The 18,758-nt window shown below is 68.0% G+C and carries 17 protein-coding genes; 8 read left to right on the forward strand and 9 right to left on the reverse strand.

Going from position 1 to position 18,758, the window contains the following annotated elements:
- Both VJ655_RS05875 and VJ655_RS05880 read right to left on the reverse strand, forming a co-directional pair.
- A partial coding sequence (locus VJ655_RS05875) for a serine hydrolase domain-containing protein (RefSeq protein ID WP_324110131.1) occupies nt 1-508 on the reverse strand: 508 nt, incomplete at its 3' end.
- A gap of 126 nt (nt 509-634) precedes the next feature.
- The gene (locus tag VJ655_RS05880; protein WP_324110132.1) at nt 635-3,241 is read right to left on the reverse strand and encodes a TonB-dependent receptor plug domain-containing protein; all 2,607 of its coding nucleotides are present in this window, start codon (nt 3,239-3,241) and stop codon (nt 635-637) included.
- A 193-nt stretch (nt 3,242-3,434) separates the two neighbouring features.
- Here VJ655_RS05880 and VJ655_RS05885 point away from each other — a divergent pair, with 193 nt between their 5' ends.
- Complete coding sequence (locus VJ655_RS05885) at nt 3,435-4,118, forward strand: TetR/AcrR family transcriptional regulator (protein ID WP_324110133.1); 684 nt, start codon at nt 3,435-3,437, stop codon at nt 4,116-4,118.
- Nucleotides 4,119-4,122: 4 nt separating this feature from the next.
- Here the strand turns inward: VJ655_RS05885 and VJ655_RS05890 are convergent, their stop codons facing one another.
- Nucleotides 4,123-5,595 (reverse strand): AMP-binding protein, encoded by a 1,473-nt coding sequence (locus VJ655_RS05890; RefSeq protein ID WP_324110134.1) that lies wholly within the window; start codon nt 5,593-5,595, stop codon nt 4,123-4,125.
- A gap of 204 nt (nt 5,596-5,799) precedes the next feature.
- Between VJ655_RS05890 and VJ655_RS05895 the strand changes: the two genes are divergently transcribed.
- Nucleotides 5,800-6,816: a 2-hydroxyacid dehydrogenase gene (locus VJ655_RS05895; RefSeq protein ID WP_324110135.1), complete on the forward strand. Its 1,017-nt coding sequence runs from the start codon at nt 5,800-5,802 to the stop codon at nt 6,814-6,816.
- Nucleotides 6,817-6,826: 10 nt separating this feature from the next.
- Here the strand turns inward: VJ655_RS05895 and VJ655_RS05900 are convergent, their stop codons facing one another.
- Together VJ655_RS05900 and VJ655_RS05905 are read right to left on the reverse strand one after the other, a co-directional pair.
- A complete protein-coding gene (locus VJ655_RS05900; protein ID WP_324110136.1) occupies nt 6,827-7,162 on the reverse strand; it encodes a hypothetical protein in 336 nt (111 codons plus the stop codon).
- A 169-nt stretch (nt 7,163-7,331) separates the two neighbouring features.
- Nucleotides 7,332-8,060: a glutathione S-transferase family protein gene (locus tag VJ655_RS05905; RefSeq protein WP_324110137.1), complete on the reverse strand. Its 729-nt coding sequence runs from the start codon at nt 8,058-8,060 to the stop codon at nt 7,332-7,334.
- A gap of 93 nt (nt 8,061-8,153) precedes the next feature.
- On the opposite strand from VJ655_RS05905, the gene VJ655_RS05910 reads away from it, so the two are divergent.
- Nucleotides 8,154-8,873, forward strand: a complete 720-nt coding sequence (locus VJ655_RS05910; protein WP_324110138.1) for a YafY family protein — start codon at nt 8,154-8,156, stop codon at nt 8,871-8,873.
- A 6-nt stretch (nt 8,874-8,879) separates the two neighbouring features.
- Here VJ655_RS05910 and VJ655_RS05915 read toward each other — a convergent pair whose 3' ends face one another.
- The 3 genes from VJ655_RS05915 to VJ655_RS05925 form a co-directional block, all read right to left on the reverse strand.
- Entirely contained in the window at nt 8,880-9,866 is a 987-nt protein-coding gene (locus tag VJ655_RS05915) for an alpha/beta hydrolase (RefSeq protein ID WP_324110139.1), read from the reverse strand.
- Nucleotides 9,867-9,944: 78 nt separating this feature from the next.
- Nucleotides 9,945-10,751: an RNA methyltransferase gene (locus tag VJ655_RS05920; RefSeq protein ID WP_324110140.1), complete on the reverse strand. Its 807-nt coding sequence runs from the start codon at nt 10,749-10,751 to the stop codon at nt 9,945-9,947.
- A gap of 15 nt (nt 10,752-10,766) precedes the next feature.
- Entirely contained in the window at nt 10,767-12,023 is a 1,257-nt protein-coding gene (locus tag VJ655_RS05925; RefSeq protein WP_324110141.1) for an MFS transporter, read from the reverse strand.
- Between the two features lie 229 nt (nt 12,024-12,252).
- Between VJ655_RS05925 and VJ655_RS05930 the strand changes: the two genes are divergently transcribed.
- A complete protein-coding gene (locus VJ655_RS05930) occupies nt 12,253-13,305 on the forward strand; it encodes a LacI family DNA-binding transcriptional regulator (RefSeq protein WP_324110142.1) in 1,053 nt (350 codons plus the stop codon).
- Nucleotides 13,306-13,458: 153 nt separating this feature from the next.
- On the opposite strand, the gene VJ655_RS05935 is transcribed toward VJ655_RS05930, so the two are convergent.
- Entirely contained in the window at nt 13,459-15,006 is a 1,548-nt protein-coding gene (locus VJ655_RS05935; RefSeq protein WP_324110143.1) for a methyl-accepting chemotaxis protein, read from the reverse strand.
- 223 nt (nt 15,007-15,229) lie between these two features.
- On the opposite strand from VJ655_RS05935, the gene VJ655_RS05940 reads away from it, so the two are divergent.
- Genes VJ655_RS05940 through VJ655_RS05955 form a run of 4 tightly spaced genes read left to right on the forward strand, consistent with a single transcriptional unit; the run spans nt 15,230 to nt 18,757 of the window.
- A complete protein-coding gene (locus tag VJ655_RS05940; protein ID WP_324110144.1) occupies nt 15,230-16,345 on the forward strand; it encodes an ABC transporter permease in 1,116 nt (371 codons plus the stop codon).
- The gene (locus VJ655_RS05945) at nt 16,342-17,178 is read left to right on the forward strand and encodes an ABC transporter ATP-binding protein (RefSeq protein WP_324110145.1); all 837 of its coding nucleotides are present in this window, start codon (nt 16,342-16,344) and stop codon (nt 17,176-17,178) included. The genes VJ655_RS05940 and VJ655_RS05945 overlap by 4 nt, the downstream gene beginning before the upstream one ends.
- Nucleotides 17,178-18,116 carry an MlaD family protein gene (locus tag VJ655_RS05950; RefSeq protein WP_324110146.1) on the forward strand — a complete coding sequence of 313 codons (939 nt, stop codon included), beginning with the start codon at nt 17,178-17,180 and terminating at the stop codon, nt 18,114-18,116. The genes VJ655_RS05945 and VJ655_RS05950 overlap by 1 nt, the downstream gene beginning before the upstream one ends.
- Nucleotides 18,113-18,757: an ABC-type transport auxiliary lipoprotein family protein gene (locus VJ655_RS05955; protein WP_324110147.1), complete on the forward strand. Its 645-nt coding sequence runs from the start codon at nt 18,113-18,115 to the stop codon at nt 18,755-18,757. Before VJ655_RS05950 ends, VJ655_RS05955 begins: the two co-directional genes overlap by 4 nt.
- Nucleotide 18,758 lies beyond the last annotated feature (1 nt).

The following is an 18,758-nucleotide window of genomic DNA, read 5'->3' on the forward strand; positions in this document are numbered from 1 at the left end:
CATCGGGGCTCATGCGGGTCATCGCCGGATCGCCCAGAGCGCGCTCATAGGCGTGCTTCAGCGGCCCTTCCGAGAAGAAGCCGTAGGCTATGCCGGCGCGGTGGGTCAGCAGGTCCTCGACGGTGATCGGACGACGGGCCGGGACCGTGTCGCGCAGTGGGCCGGCGGCGTCGCGTAACACCAAGGGGTCGGCGAGTTCAGGAATCCAGCGCGCGATCGGGTCCGTGAGGGCGAGGCTGCCCTCCTCGATTAGCATCAAGGCCGCCACGGACGTGATCGGCTTGGTCATGGACGCGATGCGGAACAGGGTGTCGGGCCGCATCGGCGACCTGGCCTCGATATCACGCCAGCCCAGCGCCTCGGATTGGACGATCTCGCCGCCGCGCGAGGTCAGGGTCACGACGCCCGCCAACTCGCCGCGATCGACGAACGCCTGCAGCATGGGCCCGATCTCGGCGAGCTTGGTCGGGTCGAAACCCCGGGCTCGGCGGATATCGTCTTGGATCATGAAAAAGGTCACTCCGGAGCGGCGGAAAGTCGGTGTCGAGCCGCGGCGGCTGCGCCGCGGGGATGCGGCAAGGCCTCCCCGCGGCGGATCGGGCGGCCGAGGCTGCGGCCGCCACGCGCGCGTTGATCAGAAGGTCTTTCTCAGGTTCACGGCCACGAACCGTCCGATCGGATTGTAGGTCCCACCAACGCCGTCGGTGGCCGGGAAGAACGGCGGGGTCTTGTCGAACAGGTCGTTGACCTGCAGCGACAGCTCCGAGCCCTTCGTCAGCCCGGCACCCGGCAGGGTCCACGAAACGCGCAGGTCGACGGTCGTGTAGGCGTCGGCGTCGTACGTGCTGGTTCCGGTCGGCGTGGCGTAGGTGTTGGTCACTCCGTCCCGGTAGTTGACGAAGCCCACGAGGCTGACCGAGCCGGCGCTCAGGCCCGCCGTCGTCCGGACGGTCGCCTTGGGCACGCCCAGCCGAAGGGCGTCCGACACTGGCGCCGTCGGCGAGAGCTGGGTGTCGAACTTGAAGATGTAGTTCCCCGCGACGCCGCCGAACACGCTGCCGAAGCCGGTCGCGCGCCGATAGCTGACGTCGAAGTCCAAGCCGTTGGTCTTGCGCACGCCGAAATTGCCGCGGCGCAGATCCAGCGCGTTGCCGATCGCCGGCAGCGGGGTCGGCAGGTTGACCGGCACCGCCAGGCCCAGAAGGCCCGAGAGCTGCGTCGCCGACGGATTGCGATAGACGACCGAGGCGAAGGTGGGGTCGGTGAAGACCAGGCTGGTCGGCGGCGTGCCGATCACGTCGGTGAAGTTGATGTCGTAGAAGGTCACGCTGGCCCGCGCGCCCGGCAGGAAGCGGGGCGTGAAGTCGCCGCCGAACGACCAGGTCCTGGCCTTTTCCGGCTGCAGGCTCTTGTTGCCGCCGAGCAGGTAGACGGTGTTGACCTGCGCCGAACCGCGCGACGGGTCGCGCGCCGCCACCGCGGCGGTCGCGGCGTCGAGATAATAGGCGCCGACGGTGGCGCCGACGTCCCGCAGGCCCGGCGCCCGGAACGAGCGGCCGTAGGTCCCTCGCAGCGTCAGGCCCTCGATCGGATCCCAGTTCACGCCGACCTTCGGATTTTTGGTCGAGCCGAAGTCGCTGTAGTGGTCGTAACGGCCCGACAGCGACAGCGACAGCCGGTGCAGGAAAGGCGCCTGGTTGCCGTCGCCCACGATCGGCACGAACAGTTCGCCATAGAGCGACTTGATGTTGCGGCCCAGGTTTTCCGGCACGGGGGTCGCGCCGACGAAGCCGCGTTGCCGGAAGGTCTCGCGCCGATACTCGGCGCCGGCCGCGATCTTGAGCTCGCCGCCAGGCAGGTCGAGCAGCGCCCCGTCGACCTTGACCGCGCCCAGCTTGGTGCGCTGCTGGATCGTGACGCTGGTCGAGTAGTTGGTGACGCCCGCCACGACCGCCGCGCTCGTGCCATTGCCGAACGGATCCAGCGCCGTCGCGGCGGTGGTCCCGGCCGCCGCCGCGGCCAGGGCCACCGGATTGATCATCGGCTGGAAGGCGACATGGGACGCCCAATCGTAGCTGCCATAGGCGCTCAGGTTGAAGTCTCGCGGCAACCGCACGTCGGCGCCTGCGGACGAGTTGCCGGCTTTCACGTGGTAGGTCTGCCGGAAGTGGTCGGCGCCGACCAGATTGTCGGGGCGGAAGAAGATGGTCTCGGCCGTCGCGGCGGTTCCCGGCGGCGCCTTGAAGAACGGATTGGCGGCGGTCAGCACCACCGTCTGGGCCGGGATCGCCGCCTGGACCGTGTCCTTGCGGTCCGAATACAGCAGGTCGCCCCACAGCGTGACGCGATCGCCGACCTCCTGCCGCGCGGTCAGGAAGCCGCTATGCAGGCGCGAGGCCGGAACCAGGTCGACCGGACCGCCGACGTCGCAATAGTTGGTCGAGTTCGGCGCCAGGCCAGGCGCGCCATAGACCGTGGCGCCGATGACCACGTTCGGCTGCGGACAGCTGGTTCCCCGCGCGTCGACGCCGCCGTAGGGGCGGAAATCCACGATGCGATAGTCGCGATCGGCGCCCGTGACATTGCCGTTTTCCGAATACTGGTAGGCGCCGAGGATCGATCCGCCTGTCCACTCGCGGCCGGCCAGGCCGCTGACGCTGAACGTGTGATAGTCGTCGGCCGCGCCATAGCGCGTCGACAGCTGGACGCCGGAATAGCGCTTGCGGGTGATGAAGTTGACGACGCCGGCGATGGCGTCCGAACCGTAGATCGACGAGGCGCCGTCCGCGACGATCTCGACGCGCTCGATCGCCAGATCCGGCAGGAACGGGAAGTCCGGGTTGGTCTCGTTGGCCCCACCCGCGACGACGCGATGGCCGTTCAGCAGCGGAAGGGTCGCGGTCGCCGGCAGGCTGCGCATGCCCGGGGCGAACGAGCCCGCCCCGGCATTGTTGGCCCGCGGCGCGGTGTTGAAGCTGTTCAGTTGCGGCACGCTGGCCAGCAGGTCCGGCGTGGTTGTCGCGCCGATCACCTTGATGTCGTCGCGCGAGACGCTGATCAGGTTGGAACCGACTGGCGGCACGCCCCGAATGCTGGATCCGGTCACGACGATGGCTTCGAGCGTGTTTTCCGGCTCGCTCGCCGGCGCGGTCTGCGCCGTGGCGTGCCCGGTCGCCAGAAGCATGGCGACAAGCGACGCGCCCGACAGGGCGACACGCCGCGCGGTTTTCCAGGTTTGCATTGAACCCTCCCCTTTATTTTTAGCTTGGCCAAGGCGTAGCCGAGGGGCCAGGGTTCGTCAATTTCATTTATTTAGCACTAAATGAAATTTGTGCAGGCGTTGCTTGACCCCATGGGGACGCCGCCCCATCGTCCGCCTTGAATCGGTTGGAGAGCGTCTTCACCGGACGGGTCCGATCAGAAAGCCGGGAGCCATGGCAGCAGCGCCGAAAGCCGAAGGACGCCGCACACGCGCCGAGCAGCGGGCCGCGACCGTCAAGACGATCCTGGACACGGCCGAGGACCTCTTCGCGCAGCTCGGCTATTTCGGGGTGACGATCAAGGACGTCGCCGACCGGATGGGCATCCACCCCGCGCTGATCCACTACTACTTCGACGGCAAGAAGGCGCTGTTCGACGCCGTCTTCGAGCGGCGTGTCGAGTACGCCGTGACGACGCGGACGGCCGGCCTGGACGCCTACGAGGCCGAGGTCGGCGACCATCCGACGGTCGAGGGCGCGCTGCGCTGCTATTACGATCAGGCGTTCGACGTCTACATCAACGGCGACGAAGGCTGGCGCAATTTCGGCCGTATCTTCGCCCAGGTGAACAACGCGCCCGGCTATGGCGCGGAGAAGATGGACACCTATTTCGATCCGCTTGTGCTCCGGCTCGTCGGCCTTCTGAAGAAGGCGCTGCCCGACGCCGCGCCCGAGGATCTGTTCTGGAGCTTCCAGTTCACCTCGGGCGCCTATTCGCTGATCCTGTCGCGGACCGGACGCATCGACCGTCTGTCGGGCGGCCTGTGCGCATCCGACGATTTCCAGGCTGTCCGCGAAAGGTTCGTAACCTTCATGGCCGGCGGCTTCGACGCCCTCTACAGGCGTCGTAAGTCCTGAGACTCTAGGAGGAAACCTTCTCCGCGGTCCGTAGCCGCGCCTCGCGCAGGGCCGCCCGGCGCACCTTGCCAGCCTCGTCCCGCAGCGGCTCGGTCGTGAACTCGATGCTCCTGGGCAGCTTGTAGCGGGTCAGGCGGTCGGCGGCGAAGTCGAGCAGTTCGTCGGCCTCCAGGCCGCTGTCCTCGACCGGCTGGACGATGGCGTGGACGCGCCCTCCCCAATCCTCGTCCGGCAGCCCGATCACCGCGCTGCTTCGCACCGCCGGGTGGGCGTCAAGCACGGCCTCGACCTCGGCCGGATAGATGTTGGCGCCGCCCGAAATGATCAGGTCGTTGCGGCGATCGGACAGATAGAGATAGCCGTCCGCGTCGACGGATCCCAGGTCGCCTGGCGCCTCCCATTCCCCGCGCCGGCGCGCCTCGCTGCCCAGATAGTGATAGGTCGACCCCACCCCGCCTTGCGGCCGGAAGAAGACCTCGCCCACCTCGCCGGCGGGCAGCTCACGACCCTCGGCGTCGAGAATTTTCAGGGCGTAGCCATCGCGGACGCGTCCCACCGATCCGCGATGGGTCAGCCAGTCCGTTCCCGAGATCATGGTCGATCCCGTCCCCTCCGTGGTCCCGTAGTATTCCCAGACCCGCTCGCTTCCCAGCCAGTCGATCCAGGCCTCCTTCAGCCAAGGCGCGCAGGGCGCGGCCATGTGCACCATCATTCGCAGGCTGGGCAGGGAAAAGGCCGACAGCACGTCCGGGCCCAGGCGCCAGATGCGGTTCATCATGGTCGGCACCAGGGTCACCCAGGTGACGCCGTGCGCCTCGATCAGTCGCAGCGCGCGCAACGGATCGAACTTGCCCATCTCCACGACGGTGGCGCCGACGAACAGCCCCATGTGAACGCAGTGGAATGGGGCGTTGTGGTAGAGCGGTCCGGGATTGAGGATCACGTCGCCGGGCAGTTGGCCCAGGAACCCTTCCGCCGGATTCCACAGGGCCGGCATGGCGTCGACGATCACCTTGGGCCGTCCCGTGGAACCGCCGCTGGTCATCGCCTTCCAATGCGGCGAGACGGCCTCGGGCAGCGCTTCGGCCGAATAGGCTTCCGGCGCGGCGCGATCCGCCGCCAGAACCGGGACACCGGATCCAGGAGGGGCGCCGACGAACAGCCTGGGGCGAACGATATCGAGTATCGCCTCCATCTCCGGACGCGCCAGCTTGGCGGCGACGATGTTGGGGATCGCTCCCAGCTTCCAGGTCGCAAAGACGGTCTCGTAGAATTCCAGCCCATTGGGCAGCGCGATGGTGACGAAATCGCCCTGGCCGACGCCGTGCGCCGCGAGCATCCGCGCGCGACGGTTCGTTCGGGCGTCCAACGCGTCGTAGGTGACCGGGGTCTCGTCGACGATCAGCGCCGCGCGTGAAGGAGATCGCCGAGCATGGTGGGTCAGAATGGCGCTGAGCGCGACACGATCGTTCTGCATGGCGATGGCCTCCCTGGCGGCTCTCCCCGACACGCCTTCTCGAGGGCGCGGGCGGCGATGACTGCGAATTTCATTAATTTAGTAGTGAATAAATGAAAAGAGCCATTCGACGCCGTTTCCCGCGATCGCCGGGTCCGTACGCGCCCTCACTGCGCGAGGGGGCGGCGATCTGCTAACCCTGCCATCGCAGACAAGGAGCGGACGATGCGGGTCGCGATGTTCTCGGCCAAGACCTACGATCGGCGGTTCTTCGACGCCGCCAACGCGGCGTTCGGCCACCGGATCGATTATTTCGAGGCGCGGCTCGACGCCTCTTCCGCGCCGCTGGCGGCGGGCTATCCGGCGGTCTGCGTGTTCGTCAACGACCGCCTGGACGCCGCGACCCTGGAGGCTTTGGCCACGGGTGGCGCGCACACCATCGCCCTGCGCTGCGCGGGTTTCAACAATGTGGACCTGGCGGCGGCCGAACGTCTCGGCGTCAAGGTGGTGCGCGTGCCCGCCTATTCGCCGGAGGCCGTCGCCGAATTCACCCTGGGTCTTCTGCTGGCGCTGGACCGCAACATCCCCCGCGCTTGGGCGCGGGTGCGCGAGAACAACTTCGCCCTCGACGGTCTGATCGGCCGCAACCTGGCGGGCCGGACGGCCGGCGTCGTCGGAACAGGCCGCATCGGCGCCCTGGTCGCGCGCATGCTGCGACTGGGCTTCGGGTGCGAGGTGCTGGCCAGCGATGTCGTCCAGGACCCGGCCCTGGTCGCCGCCGGCGTCCGCTACGTGCCGGTCAGGACGCTGCTGCGCGAGGCCGAGGTGATCTCGCTGCACTGTCCGCTGACGCCGGAGACCCGTCACCTGATCGATGACGCGGCCATCGCGGCGGCCAAGCCCGGGGTGCTGATCGTCAACACCAGCCGGGGCGCGCTGATCGACACCACCGCCCTGATCGCCGGCCTCAAGTCACGCCAGGTCGGAGGCGTGGCCCTGGACGTCTACGAACAGGAGGCCGACCTCTTCTTCGAGGATCTCTCCAACGAGATCATCCAGGACGACCTGTTCCAGCGCTTGCTGACCTTCCCCAATGTCCTGGTCACCGGCCATCAGGCCTTCCTCACCGAGGAGGCGCTGACGGCGATCGCGGAGACGACCCTGGGCAACCTGGCCGACGTCGAAGCCGGCCGCCGGCCCGCCAACACGGTTTCAGCCGACGCCATCCGCCCGGCGCACTAAGCCTGGGGCTCTAGACAGTCTCGGCCTCGATCGAGACGCGCAGCCGGCTGGCGACGTCGCCCAGGGTGATCGCCGAGAGGGCGTCGTTCACGTCCAGACGCCCCGCGTGGCTGGTCTCATGCGACACCCGGCCGGTGAAGTCGGTGATCGCGGTGATGTGCTGGGCCAGCAGGTCGACCGTGTGCAGTTCGTGCATCACCGTCAGGCGATGTTCGGCTGGCACGACCTCGAGAATCTTGCCCAGCGCCACATCCAGATGTCCGCACGCCACCGCCGCGATCGTCATCTCCGCCGAGATCGCCTTCAGCACCGTCTCAACGCTCACGGGCGCCAAATTCTCAGACATCAATTCCCCCTAGTTCCAAGCTCGCAAGTCAGCACAGCCCTCCCGCGAACGGCAAGACCTGGCGTCGTGCGGCCAATTATCGCGCCAAAGCGATCCCCAAACCGTGAACAACGTCAGATCGTGATCTGGCGCAACAATGGATGGCGGCTGGAAGGCGGGGAATGCGCCATCAAGCCGCCTGTCGCAGCCCCCAGGGATGGGCCGGGTAGAACTGGGCCATCATCCGCCCGACATAGGCGACCAGCCGCGGATAGCTTTCGGCCTCGCGTCGCAGCGGCGACTCGAAGAACGGCGTCATGATCGCCGCCAGCATGGCGAAGGCGGTGGCGTCGACGCCGACCGGGTGCCTGTCGCGCATCAGATAGGTCTTGTCCTCGAGCAGTTCGTCCAGCGAGCGCAGGGAAAGACCGCCCAGCCAGACCACCTCCTCGCGCAGGTGCCGCCCCACGCCGACCGCGCGGATATTGGTCGCGACCGCCTCCTGCAGGCCCTTGCGCAGGTCGTCGCGCAAAGGCTCGGGCGCCTGGTCGAACCAGCGCCCCGGCCCCTTGGCGAAGTTGGCCGGGTCCAGGAATCGGAAGTAGCTGGACACCCAGCCCAGCTGGTTTTCGATCATCCGCTCGATCGCCCAGGCCTGGGCCCGCTCTTTGCCGGTCAGGCCGACATCCAGATCGATGTCGTACTTCCGCTCTATGTGAGCGCGGATGAAGGTGGAGTCGCCGATCGCCTGGGCGGCGTCCTCGATCCACGGAAGCTGCCCCTTGGGCGCGGCTTCGCGACCGCCCTTGGTCTTGTGATACTCCAGACCCGCCATCATCAGCTGGACCTCGGTCTTGGTCACATAGGGGCTGATCTCGGGTAGACCGAACCCGGCTCCGGCGGCGAACAGCGTGATCATCGTCCCTCTCCATCACGAATGTCGTGGTGACGACTTGCTACCGCCAGGCTACTGCCAGCATGCTGTCAGTAGCGATCACCGATATTCGAAGTCATGAGACGCGCCGAACGCCTTTTCCAGATCATCCAGATCCTGCGTCGCAGCCGCGCGCCGGTGACCGCCGACGCGATCGCCGCCGAGTTGGAGACGTCCAAGCGCAGCGTCTATCGCGACATCGCCGCCCTGGTCGGCCAGCGGGCGCCGATCCGTGGCGAGGCCGGCGTGGGCTATGTGCTGGAGGCCGGCTTCGACATGCCGCCCCTGATGCTGACGCCCGACGAGATCGAGGCGGCGGTGCTGGGCGCGCAGTGGGTGGCCGGGCGCGGCGACCCCGTGCTGGCCAAGGCGGCCAACGACCTGATCAGCAAGATCGCCGCGGCCGTGCCCGACCGCCTGCGCCCCTATGTGCTGGAGCCGGCGATCGGCGCGCCGCCTGCCTGGAAGCCCGAGACCGATCGCATCGACGTGGCTCAGGTCCGCGCGTGGATTCATGCCGGCCGCAAGATCCGCCTGGACTACAGCGACGGCGCCGGCGCGGTCAGCGCGCGGGTGATCTGGCCGGTGACGGTCGGCTATCGCGAGACCATCCGAATGATCATCGCCTGGTGCGAACTGCGCGAGGCCTTTCGCACCTTCCGCACCGACCGAGTGGTCGGCGCCGAGTTCCTGGAGGAACGTCATGGCAAGCGCCCGGCGGTGCTGCGCGCGGAGTGGGTGAAGTTCCGCGACGCCGAGATCGCGGCCTGGCAGCTTCGCGAAAAGACCGCCTGCTGAGCCGCGTCAGACGCCGTGGCGCGCGGCGAAGGCCGCGAACAGGCCAGGCCAGGCCGACACGGGCTTGTCGGCGGTGAAGCGCAGGCCAAAGCCGTGGCCGCCCTCCTCGAAGACGTGTATCTCGGTCGGGACGGCCTTGGCCTTCAGGGCGGTGAACATGACGATCGTGTTTTCGACCGGCACGGTCTTGTCGTCGACCGCGTGCAGCAGGAACACCGGCGACAACCCCTCGCGCACCTGTTTCTCGGGCGACAGCGCCAAGGCGCGCTCGGGCGAGGCGTCCTGGGTCAGCAGTTGCTTGCGCGAACCGCCGTGGGCGATGGCGGGATCAAGGCTGATCACTGGATAGATCAGCGCCGACAGGTTCGGCTTGGTCGGAAGCTGGTCGACGGCGTCGATCGGGGCGTAGGCCGGCGCATCGAAGCGGGTCGTCAGATTGGCCGCCAGATGTCCGCCGGCCGAGAAGCCCATGATCGCGACCCGGTCGGGCGAGAAGCCCATGGCGACGGCCTTGGAGCGGATCAGGCGAACGCCCCGCTGGGCGTCCTGCAAGGGCGCGTCGCCGCCGGCGGCCCAGCCGTCCCCCGGCATGCGGTAGAACAAGACGAAACAGGCATAGCCCCGCGCGCTCAGCCAACGCGCCGTCTCGTAGCCTTCCTTGTCCAGCACCACGCGTTCGTAGGCGCCGCCGGGGATCAGCATGACCGCCGCGCCGTTCGGCGTCTTCGGGCGGAAGACGACCAGGGTCGGCTTGCGGGTGTGAACCTGGGCCCGGTCGCGCTGACCGCCAGTCGGGGTGCGATCGACGATCGCCTCCTCGGCCGTGACGCCCTCCCCGCCCGGCGCGCCGTTCGGCCAGAGGGTGATGACCTCGGTGGGATCCGCCAGAGGGGCGCCAGACTTTTTCACGGCCGCCGCCTCCGCCTTGCGCGCCGCCAGCGATCCCAGGACGCCGGTGACGAAAACCGCAAGGGCGCCGCGACGGTTCAGCATGGGATCAGAGCCTTCTGACGGGGTTGTTGTTCACGCGCGAACCCTAAAGCGGCTTCGCGCGATTTGGAAACCGGTTTCCTATCCCTCGGCGAAGCGCAGATGATGCAGCACGATCCCGCTGGTGGTGGCGACGTTCAGCGAATCGAAGCCGTTCGCCATCGGAATGCCGACGGTCCTCACGCGGGCCATCAGCTCCGGCGCGAGACCGGGCCCCTCCGCGCCGAGCAGCACCGCCGTACGCCGCTTGGGCTTCAATCGCGCCAGAGTCTCGCTCGCCGAGGGGCTGAGCGCCAGGCCCTCGAAGCCCGTGTCCGCGAGAAGAGCGGCGATATCGTCGTCTCTCTCCAGCCGCGCCGTCGGAATCGACAGCACCGCGCCGACCGACACGCGGATCGCCTTGCGATACAGCGGGTCGCAGCAGTCGGCGTCGAGAATCACCGCGTCCGCTCCGAACGCGGCGGCGTTGCGATAGACGCCGCCCATATTGTCGTGATTGGCGATGCCGCTCAGCACCACCACGGTCGCTCGCTCGGGCAGATTCGCCAGCAGGTCCCGCGCGGCGACCGGCTCGGGCTTTCGCCCCAGGGCCAGCACGCCGCGATGCAGGTGGAAGCCGGCGATGGCGTCCAGCACCGCCTGATCGGCGAAGTGAACGGGAACGCCTTCCGGCAGCGCCGCGAAGACCTCTTCCAGCTTGTCCCGACGCTTGGGGTCGATCAGCAGGGACGCCACCCGCTCGGGCGCGTCACGGACGAAGGCCCGCAGGACCGTTTCGCCCTCGGCGATGAACAGGCCTTCGCGCCCCACCAGGTCGCGCTCCTTGATCGCTCGGAACGGCGCGACGGCGGGGTCATCGGGGTCTGTGATGGCGCGAAACTGTGGCAAGGGCGGCCCTCGAAGCTAGCGCACCCCTCGTATCGGCAGGATGGCCAGGCCGCCAGCCAGGGACAGCGCCGCGGCGGTCAGAAAAAAGACCTGGAAGTTCATGTGGGTCGGTCCCAGGCTCCACACCGCGATCGCCGGGGCCAAGGCTTGGGGTAAGGTGTTGGCCAGGTTGATGACCCCCAGATCCTTGCCGGCGTCGCGCTGCGACGGCAGCACCTGGGTCACCAGGGCGATGTCGACGGCGTAGAAGCACCCCGCCCCACATCCCAGCACCACATAGGCCGCCAGCAGGACCGGCCAGCCCGGCGAGAACGAGAAGGCGGCCATGGTCACGGCGATGGTCAGGGCGGCGCCGAAGGCGAACAGCTTTCGTCGCCGCAAGCGGTCGGACAGCATGCCGCCGAGCAGGGCGAAGGCGACGTTGGACACCGTCGAGACCGTCGTCAGGATGGCCAGCCCTTCCTCGGCCCGATGGCCTGGAAACAGGCTTGGATAGTCCAGCACGTCCTGCAGGAAATAGAGCATGTAGTTCTGGGTCAGGCACAACGCGACCAGCACCATGAACCGCCCCGCCCAGGCGAAGGCGAAGTCCGGATGCTTGCGCGGATCGACCCACAGCCCCGAGAGAAAGGCTCCCAGGCGGAACGGTGGGACGCTGGCCTTGGGCAGAGGCGGATCGCGCAGGCTGAACACGAACGGCGCCAGCCCCAGAAGCAGCGCCGCCGAGATCGCCGCGTAACGCTGCCCCTCGACGACCAGCACGCCGCCGATCAGGACCGCGCCCGCCGCGGTGCCGATCGGATTGCCCAGACTCAGAAACGCCGCCACCGAACCTTTCTGGCCATCAGGCACCCGGTCGGGCATCACCGCCACCAGGGCCGAGAAGCAGAGATTGAAGGTCAACTGGAACAGGATCACCCCACCGACCAGGGCCAGGGGCGTCGTGGCGCGCATGATCGCCAGATAGGCCAGCGAGGCGCCCACGGCGCCGACCACCATCCAGGGCCGCCGCCTCCCAAAGCGCGAGGTGGTCCGGTCGCTGATCGCACCGGCCAGCAGGTTGGCGATGCTGGCCACGATGGCGCCGTAGAAGGCGACTTGACTGAGGACCACCGCCTTGCCGGCCGGATCGATGGTTTCCGCCTTCAGCGGCAGCAGCACCTGAAGCAGAGGCTGGAACGAAACGAAGGCCCCGATCTGAGCCAGGGTGTAGGCGGCGATGAAACTCGCGCGCACCGGCTCCTTGGGCCGCGCCTGGTCGTCAGGCCGCATCTCACCTCCCCGAGAGCATGGCGACGACGCCGTCGGCGCGGGCCCGCTCCAGTTCTTGACCGGGCCCGCGAGGCGGGCGCCGCGCGGTCTTCGCCGCGTCATCCCACAGTGGCCGCCCCCGCGTTACGGCACAAGGGTCGGCGTGATGTCGTCCAGAGGTTTCCATACGACCGATGCAGGCTCTAGGCTGCGCGGATTGACGTGAGTCTCACAAGGGGGCGAGGCGAACATGGCTTCGGTGACGATCTACGACGTCGCCGCCCGGGCGGGGGTCTCGATCAAGACCGTGTCGCGGGTGATGAACAAGGAGCCGAATGTCCGGCCCGCCATGCGCGACCGCGTCCTCCAGGCCGCCAGCGAACTCGACTACAGCCCCAATCTGTCGGCGCGCAGCCTGGCCGGCTCGCGCTCGTTCGTCATCGCCGTCTTCGTCGACGCGGCTTTGACAATCGACCACTGGCGCAGCGAGCGAGGCGCCGACTATCTCAGCCGCATCCAGCTTGGCGCGACGCTGGAATGCCGCGAGGCGGGCTATCATCTGCTGATCGAACTGATCGACCACGAGGGCCCGCAGGTCCGCCAGGAGGTGGCCGCCCTGCTGGCCGCCCTCAAGCCGGACGGCGTGATCCTGACCCCGCCGTCGTCCGATAACGCGGTGGTCCTCGAATTGCTCGACAAGGCCGGAACCCCCTATGTGCGCGTCGGTCCGGAACGCGCCGAGGGTCTGGGGCCGCGCGTCCACATGGACGATGTCGCCGCCGCCCGCGAGATGACCGAGCACCTGATCGAGCTGGGCCACAGGCGCATCGGCTTCATCGTCGGCGAGCCGCGCTACGGCGCCAGCCAGGCCCGACGCGAAGGCTATCTGGAAGCGATGAAAGCCCATGGCCTGCCCGTGACCGCCGGCTGGGTGCGCCAGGGTGACTTCACGTTCCAGTCCGGAATGAACCAGGCCAAGGCCCTGTTGGCCCTGCCCGACCGGCCGACGGCGATCTTCGCCAGCAACGACGACATGGCGCTGGGCTGCATCGCCGCGATCGCGGAGTCGGGCCTGATGATCCCGGGCGATGTTTCGGTCGCCGGTTTCGACGACAGTCCCAGCTCGCGGTTCAGTCGGCCGCAACTGACGACGGTGCGCCAGCCGGTGGCGGAAATGTCTTCGGTGGCCGCGCGCCTGCTGATCGCCCAGGCCAAGAGCAACGAGCCCGCCGAACGTCCGGCGGACACGCTCCTGCCCTTCGAACTGATCCACCGCGCCTCGACGGCGCCGCCGCCGCGCTAGAGCTGTCCGGTTTAGATGGAGCCGGCCTAAGCCTGTCTCGTTTAGATGGAGCCATCTAAACGAGATAAACAGGCTCTAGAATCAAATATTTAGAGCCCTCTTTAGCGCTTTAGATGATTTCATCTAAAGCTAAAGGGCTCTAGCGCGCTCCAGTTATCGGCCCGGACGGGCGAAGGCGGCGATGCGGTCGCGGGCGGCGTGAACCGCGTTGTCGACACGCTCTTCGTGGACCCGCCCTCGCGGACGCTCGCCGCCCAGGCGGAACGCGCCCACGCGCTCGGAAAGGTCGGAGGCTTCCACGCGAAGCGTGTGGGTCGCCTCGGTCGACTGCGCGACCATGGCCGCGTTGCGCTGCGTCACCTGATCCAGCTGGTTCACGGCCGAATTGACCTGCTCCAGCGCGGAGGCCTGCTCGCTGGCGGACGAGGCGATGGCCGTGACCAGCTCGCCGATGCCGCCGACCTTGTCGAAGATCCCCCGCAACGCCTCGCCGGTCTGGCCGACGAGCTCGACTCCCTCGCCGACCTGGCGGCTGGACTCGGTGATCAGCGACTTGATCTCGCGCGCAGCCTCGGCCGAACGCTGGGCCAGGGCCCGGACTTCCTGGGCGACCACCGCGAAACCCTTGCCGGCGTCGCCGGCCCGGGCCGCCTCGACCCCGGCGTTGAGGGCCAGGAGGTTGGTCTGGAAGGCGATCTCGTCGATCACGCCCAGGATCTGGTTCACCTGCTGCGACTGGGCCTCGATCTTGGTCATGGCCTGGGCCGCGCGGCTGACCACGTCGCCCGACCGTTCGGCCTCGGCGCTGGCCGCGTCGACGCGGGAAGAAACCTCGCGAGCGCTATGGGCGGTCTTGCCGACGGCGCTGGTGAGCTCTTCCACGGCCGCGGCCGTCTGCTCCAGGGTCGCGGCTTGCTTTTCAGTGCGCTCGGAAAGGTCCTCGGCGCTGCGGGCGATCTTGTCGGCGCCCGACCGGATCCCGGCCGCGGAGTGCTCCACGGCCTGCATGGCCGCGTCCAGCGATCCAACCGCCTTTTCGAAGTCGGTCTTCAGGCTCGCGAATTCGGGGGCCATCTCCCCTTCGACCCGGGCCGACAGGTCGCCGTCGGCCAGCCGCGCGAGCGCTGCGCCCACGGCCTGCACAGCCGCGGCCTGGCGGCGCGCTCCGGCCTCACGCTCGGCCTGAAGCGCCTGGCGCTCCTCGGCCATCAGCGCCAGATAGCTGGAGATAGCCAGATCCATGTCCAGGAATACGGCTTTGATCAGGGCGGAGAGGCCGTCGGCCAGGTCCTGGTCGGACTTGGCGCTGTTGAACAGTCCCTTGGCGCGCTTGGCGACGACCGCGCGGATCAATTCCTCGGCGACCACGGCGTAGCCGCCGATGTACCAGCGCGGCTCGAGTTCGGCATGGACGTGGGCGCGGCCGATCCGCTCGACGTCGTTGACGTAGCTCTCGCCGTAGTCGGCCTTGGCGATCCGCCGCCAGTGCGCGGCCTGGGCGCGCTCGGCGCCGGCGATATGGGCGTCATCGCGGAACTTGGAACGCGTCTCGGGGAACGCCCGGACCTGGCTGTAAAACCGTCCAAGCGCGGGCTCGATCTCGGTGTCGATGACCGGCTGGATCCCGCGCAGGGCCGAACGCGCGCGCTCGTCGAAGCGCATGAAGGCCATTCGCTGATCCAGCTTCGCGTCCGCGCCCATGCCTGCCTACTCCGAACCGAGATTTAAATTTTTGATTGGCTCGTTGGTGACCGGAATCCGTTAAACAAGGTTGAAGCTTTGTGCGATGCAGCACTAGCGGATCCCAACTTTAAACCCAGGCGTGCGCGGGGAGCAGAAACAAGCTGCGCCTTGGCGCGTTTTGCACTTGTCAGGTCCGCGGCTGGGCTTGGATATAACGGGACATCACCCTCTCAAGGACTTCATGGCGCTTCCCGCGGACTTCACCTTGGTCGAACAGGACGGCCGGCCCACGGCGGTCCTGTCGGGGGATTGGACCGCCCGTGGGCTGTTCGACGCCGGCATCCGCTTGGCCGACGCCCTGGAGAAGACCGAAACGCCGGTCTTCGACCTCGTCGGGATCAATCGCTGCGACACGGCCGGGGCCTATGCGATCCTGCGCGCGGCCGGCGATCGCCTGAAGCCTGAAGACGTCAAGGCCCGGCGGGAGGTGCTGCGTCTTCTGGAGCTGGTCTTCGCCGCCATTCAGGTCCAGCCCGAGCCCACCGTCCGCCCTGGCGGCGTGCGCGCCCTGCTCGAACGGATCGGACGGGGCGTCTTCGGCCTGTTCGCCGACGGTTACGGCACGCTGGTCTTCCTGGGACATCTGCTTAGCGCCCTGGCTCGCAGCACTGTCGATCCACGCCGGATCCGCTGGGCGCCGGTCATCGCCCTGTGCGAACGGGCGGGCCTGGACGCCATGCCCATCGTCGCCACCACCACCTTCTTCATCGGCGCGGTCGTGGCGTTGCTCGGCGCGAACATGCTCACCGACTTCGGCGCCCAGGTCTATTCGGTCGAGCTGATCGGCATCTCGGTGATGCGCGAGTTCAACATCCTGATCACCGCCATCCTGTTGGCGGGCCGTTCGGCCTCCAGCTTCGCGGCCGAGATCGGCTCGATGAAGATGAACCAGGAAATCGACGCCATGCAGGTCATGGGGGTCGATCCGTACGAGGCGCTGGTGCTGCCGCGGTTCGCCGCGCTGCTTTTCACCATTCCGCTGCTGACCTTCGTGGCCACCATCGCGGGCCTGGTGGGCGGCGCGATCGTCGTCTGGATCGTCCTGGACCTGTCGCCGACCTTCTTCCTGCAGCGGATCGTCGACTACGTCGGCGCCACCCACTTCTGGGTCGGCCTGTCCAAGGCGCCCGTCATGGCCGCGGTGATCGCCGCCATCGGCTGCCGCCAGGGCATGGAAGTCGGCCAGGATGTCGAGGCGCTGGGTCGACGCGTCACCGCCGCGGTGGTCCATGCGATCTTCGCGATCATCCTGATCGATGCGGTCTTCGCCCTGATCTACATGGAGCTGGACATATGACCGGCCCCGCCTCCGCTCCGCCGCCCTCCCCCGAGACGCCCGACGTCGAGAAATACCCCATCGAGGTCCGCGGCCTGGTCTCGCGCTTCGGCGACCACGTCGTCCACGACGGCCTGGACCTGAAGGTCGAGCGCGGCGAAGTCCTTGGCGTGGTCGGCGGCTCGGGCACCGGCAAATCGGTCCTGCTGAACAGCATCATCGGCCTCAAGCCGCCGGACGGGGGTCAGGTTCGGCTGTTCGGCGGCGACATGAAGACGGCCTCGCGCCGACGTTGGTCGTCGATCGAGCGGCGCTGGGGCGTGCTGTTCCAGCAAGGCGCCCTGTTCTCGAACCTGACCGTGCGCGAGAACGTCTCGGCGCCGCTTCACGAGCACACCCGTCTGCCCAGAGGCGAGATCGACGAGATCGCCGACCTGAAGATCGCCATGGTCGGCCTGCCCGCCCACGCCGCCCTGCTCAAGCCCGCCGAGCTGTCGGGGGGGATGCGCAAGCGCGCCGGCCTGGCCCGCGCCCTGGCCATGGACCCCGAACTGCTGTTCCTGGACGAGCCGACGGCCGGCCTGGACCCGATCAGCGCGGCCGCCTTCGACGAGCTCCTGAAGGACCTGTCGGACAGCCTGGACCTGACCGTCTTCATGATCACCCACGATCTGGACACCCTCTACGCTATCACCGACCGCGTCGCCGTCATCGCGGACAAGAAGGTGGTGGCCGTGGCGCCGGTGCGCGAACTCGAGCGTTCGGAGCATCCCTGGATCAAGAAATACTTCCTGGGCCCCCGAGGACGCGCCGCCGCGTCCGCCGAGGACCGGGCCAAGGCGAGGACCGACTGATGGAAAGAAACGCCAACTACGCCCTTGTCGGAGCGATCTCGCTGGCCCTGCTCATGGGGCTTGTGATCTTCGTCGTCTGGCTGGCCAAGCTGAGCTTCAGTCGCGACTACGACCTCTACGACATCCTGTTCGTCGGGCCGGTGCGCGGCCTGTCCCAGGGCGGCGAAGTGCACTTCAACGGCATCAAGGTCGGCGAGGTCACCCGCATCGAGCTGGACAAGAGCGATCCCAACCGCGTCATCGCCCGCGCCCGGGTAACCTCGGACGTGCCGATCAAGGTCGACAGCTACGCCACGCTGGAGCCGCAGGGCATCACCGGCGTCAACTACGTGCAGATCACCGCCGGCTCGCCGAACAAGGAACTGCTGAAGGACACGGTCAAGAACGGCAAGGTGCCGGTCCTGCGCAGCCAGCGCAGCACCCTGTCCGACCTGCTGGAGGGCGGCGGCACGGTGCTGACCAGGACTATCGAGGCCCTGGACCGCGTCAACCGCGTGCTGTCCGACAAGAACATCAAGACCTTCAGCGCCACGCTCAGCGACGTCCAGGCCGTGACGGCCGAAATGCGCGAGCGCAAGGAGGTCATCGCCGACGCCCAGAAGGCGCTGCAGAGCATCGACCAGACGGCGCAATCGATCACCCAGCTGGCCAACAGCGCCGACGGCGTGGTCAACGGCGACGCCAAGCGCACCCTGAGCCAGCTGGGCGACGCCGCCGCGGAGCTGAAAGCCGCCGCCAAGGACGCCCGAGGCATGGTCGGCAAGCTGGAAGGTCCGACCAGCGACTTCGCCAACACCGGCCTGCCGCAGCTGTCGGCGGCCATCGTCACCCTGCAATCGGCCGCCGAATCTCTGGATCGGCTGGTCGGCGAGGTCGAGCAGAATCCTCGCGGCGCGCTCAGCAAGGCGCCCGCCAAGGAAGTGGAGGTCAAACCGTGAGCCCCATCCGCATCGCACGCAACGCTGCACGCATCGCGGCCGTCGCGACGCTGGCCGTCGGCCTCACGGCCTGCATCAGCGTCTTTCCGAAGACCAAGCCCGTGGGTCTCTACCGATTTGGCGAGGCGCAGGTCAGCACGCCCAAGGGGCCGCCCGGCGCCATGTTCAGCGTGCTGAAGTCGCCGACCATCTTCACCCGATCGGCGGCCGCCGATCGCATCCTGACCAGCAGCGACGGCCAGGTCGCCTATATCGCCGACGCGCGCTGGGTCTCACCCGCCTCCGTCCTGTTCGAGGAAGCGGTCGCCCGGGCGTTCGAGAACGATCCTGGCCGCGCCCGCCTGATCGGCCGTGGCGAGGTGAGCAAGATCGACCTGGTGCTGCGCCTCGAGGTCAGGACCTTCGAGACCGACTACGTCAACGGCCGCAAGGCAGCCCCCGAGGTGGTGGTGCGAGTGCGCGGCGTGCTGAACCGCAACCAGGACCGCTCCCTGGTCGGCGACCAAGTGTTCGAAGCTCGCGTAGAGGCCGCCGACAACCGCGTCTCGGCGATCGTGCCGGCCTATGACAAGGCCGTGGCGCAGGTGCTGGGCGAGGTGGTGGGCTGGGTCAACGCGGCGGGGCCCGCGATCGCAAACTGAG

This window comes from Caulobacter sp. (genome assembly GCF_035254145.1).
In the GTDB taxonomy this organism is placed as follows: Bacteria; Pseudomonadota; Alphaproteobacteria; order Caulobacterales; family Caulobacteraceae; genus Caulobacter.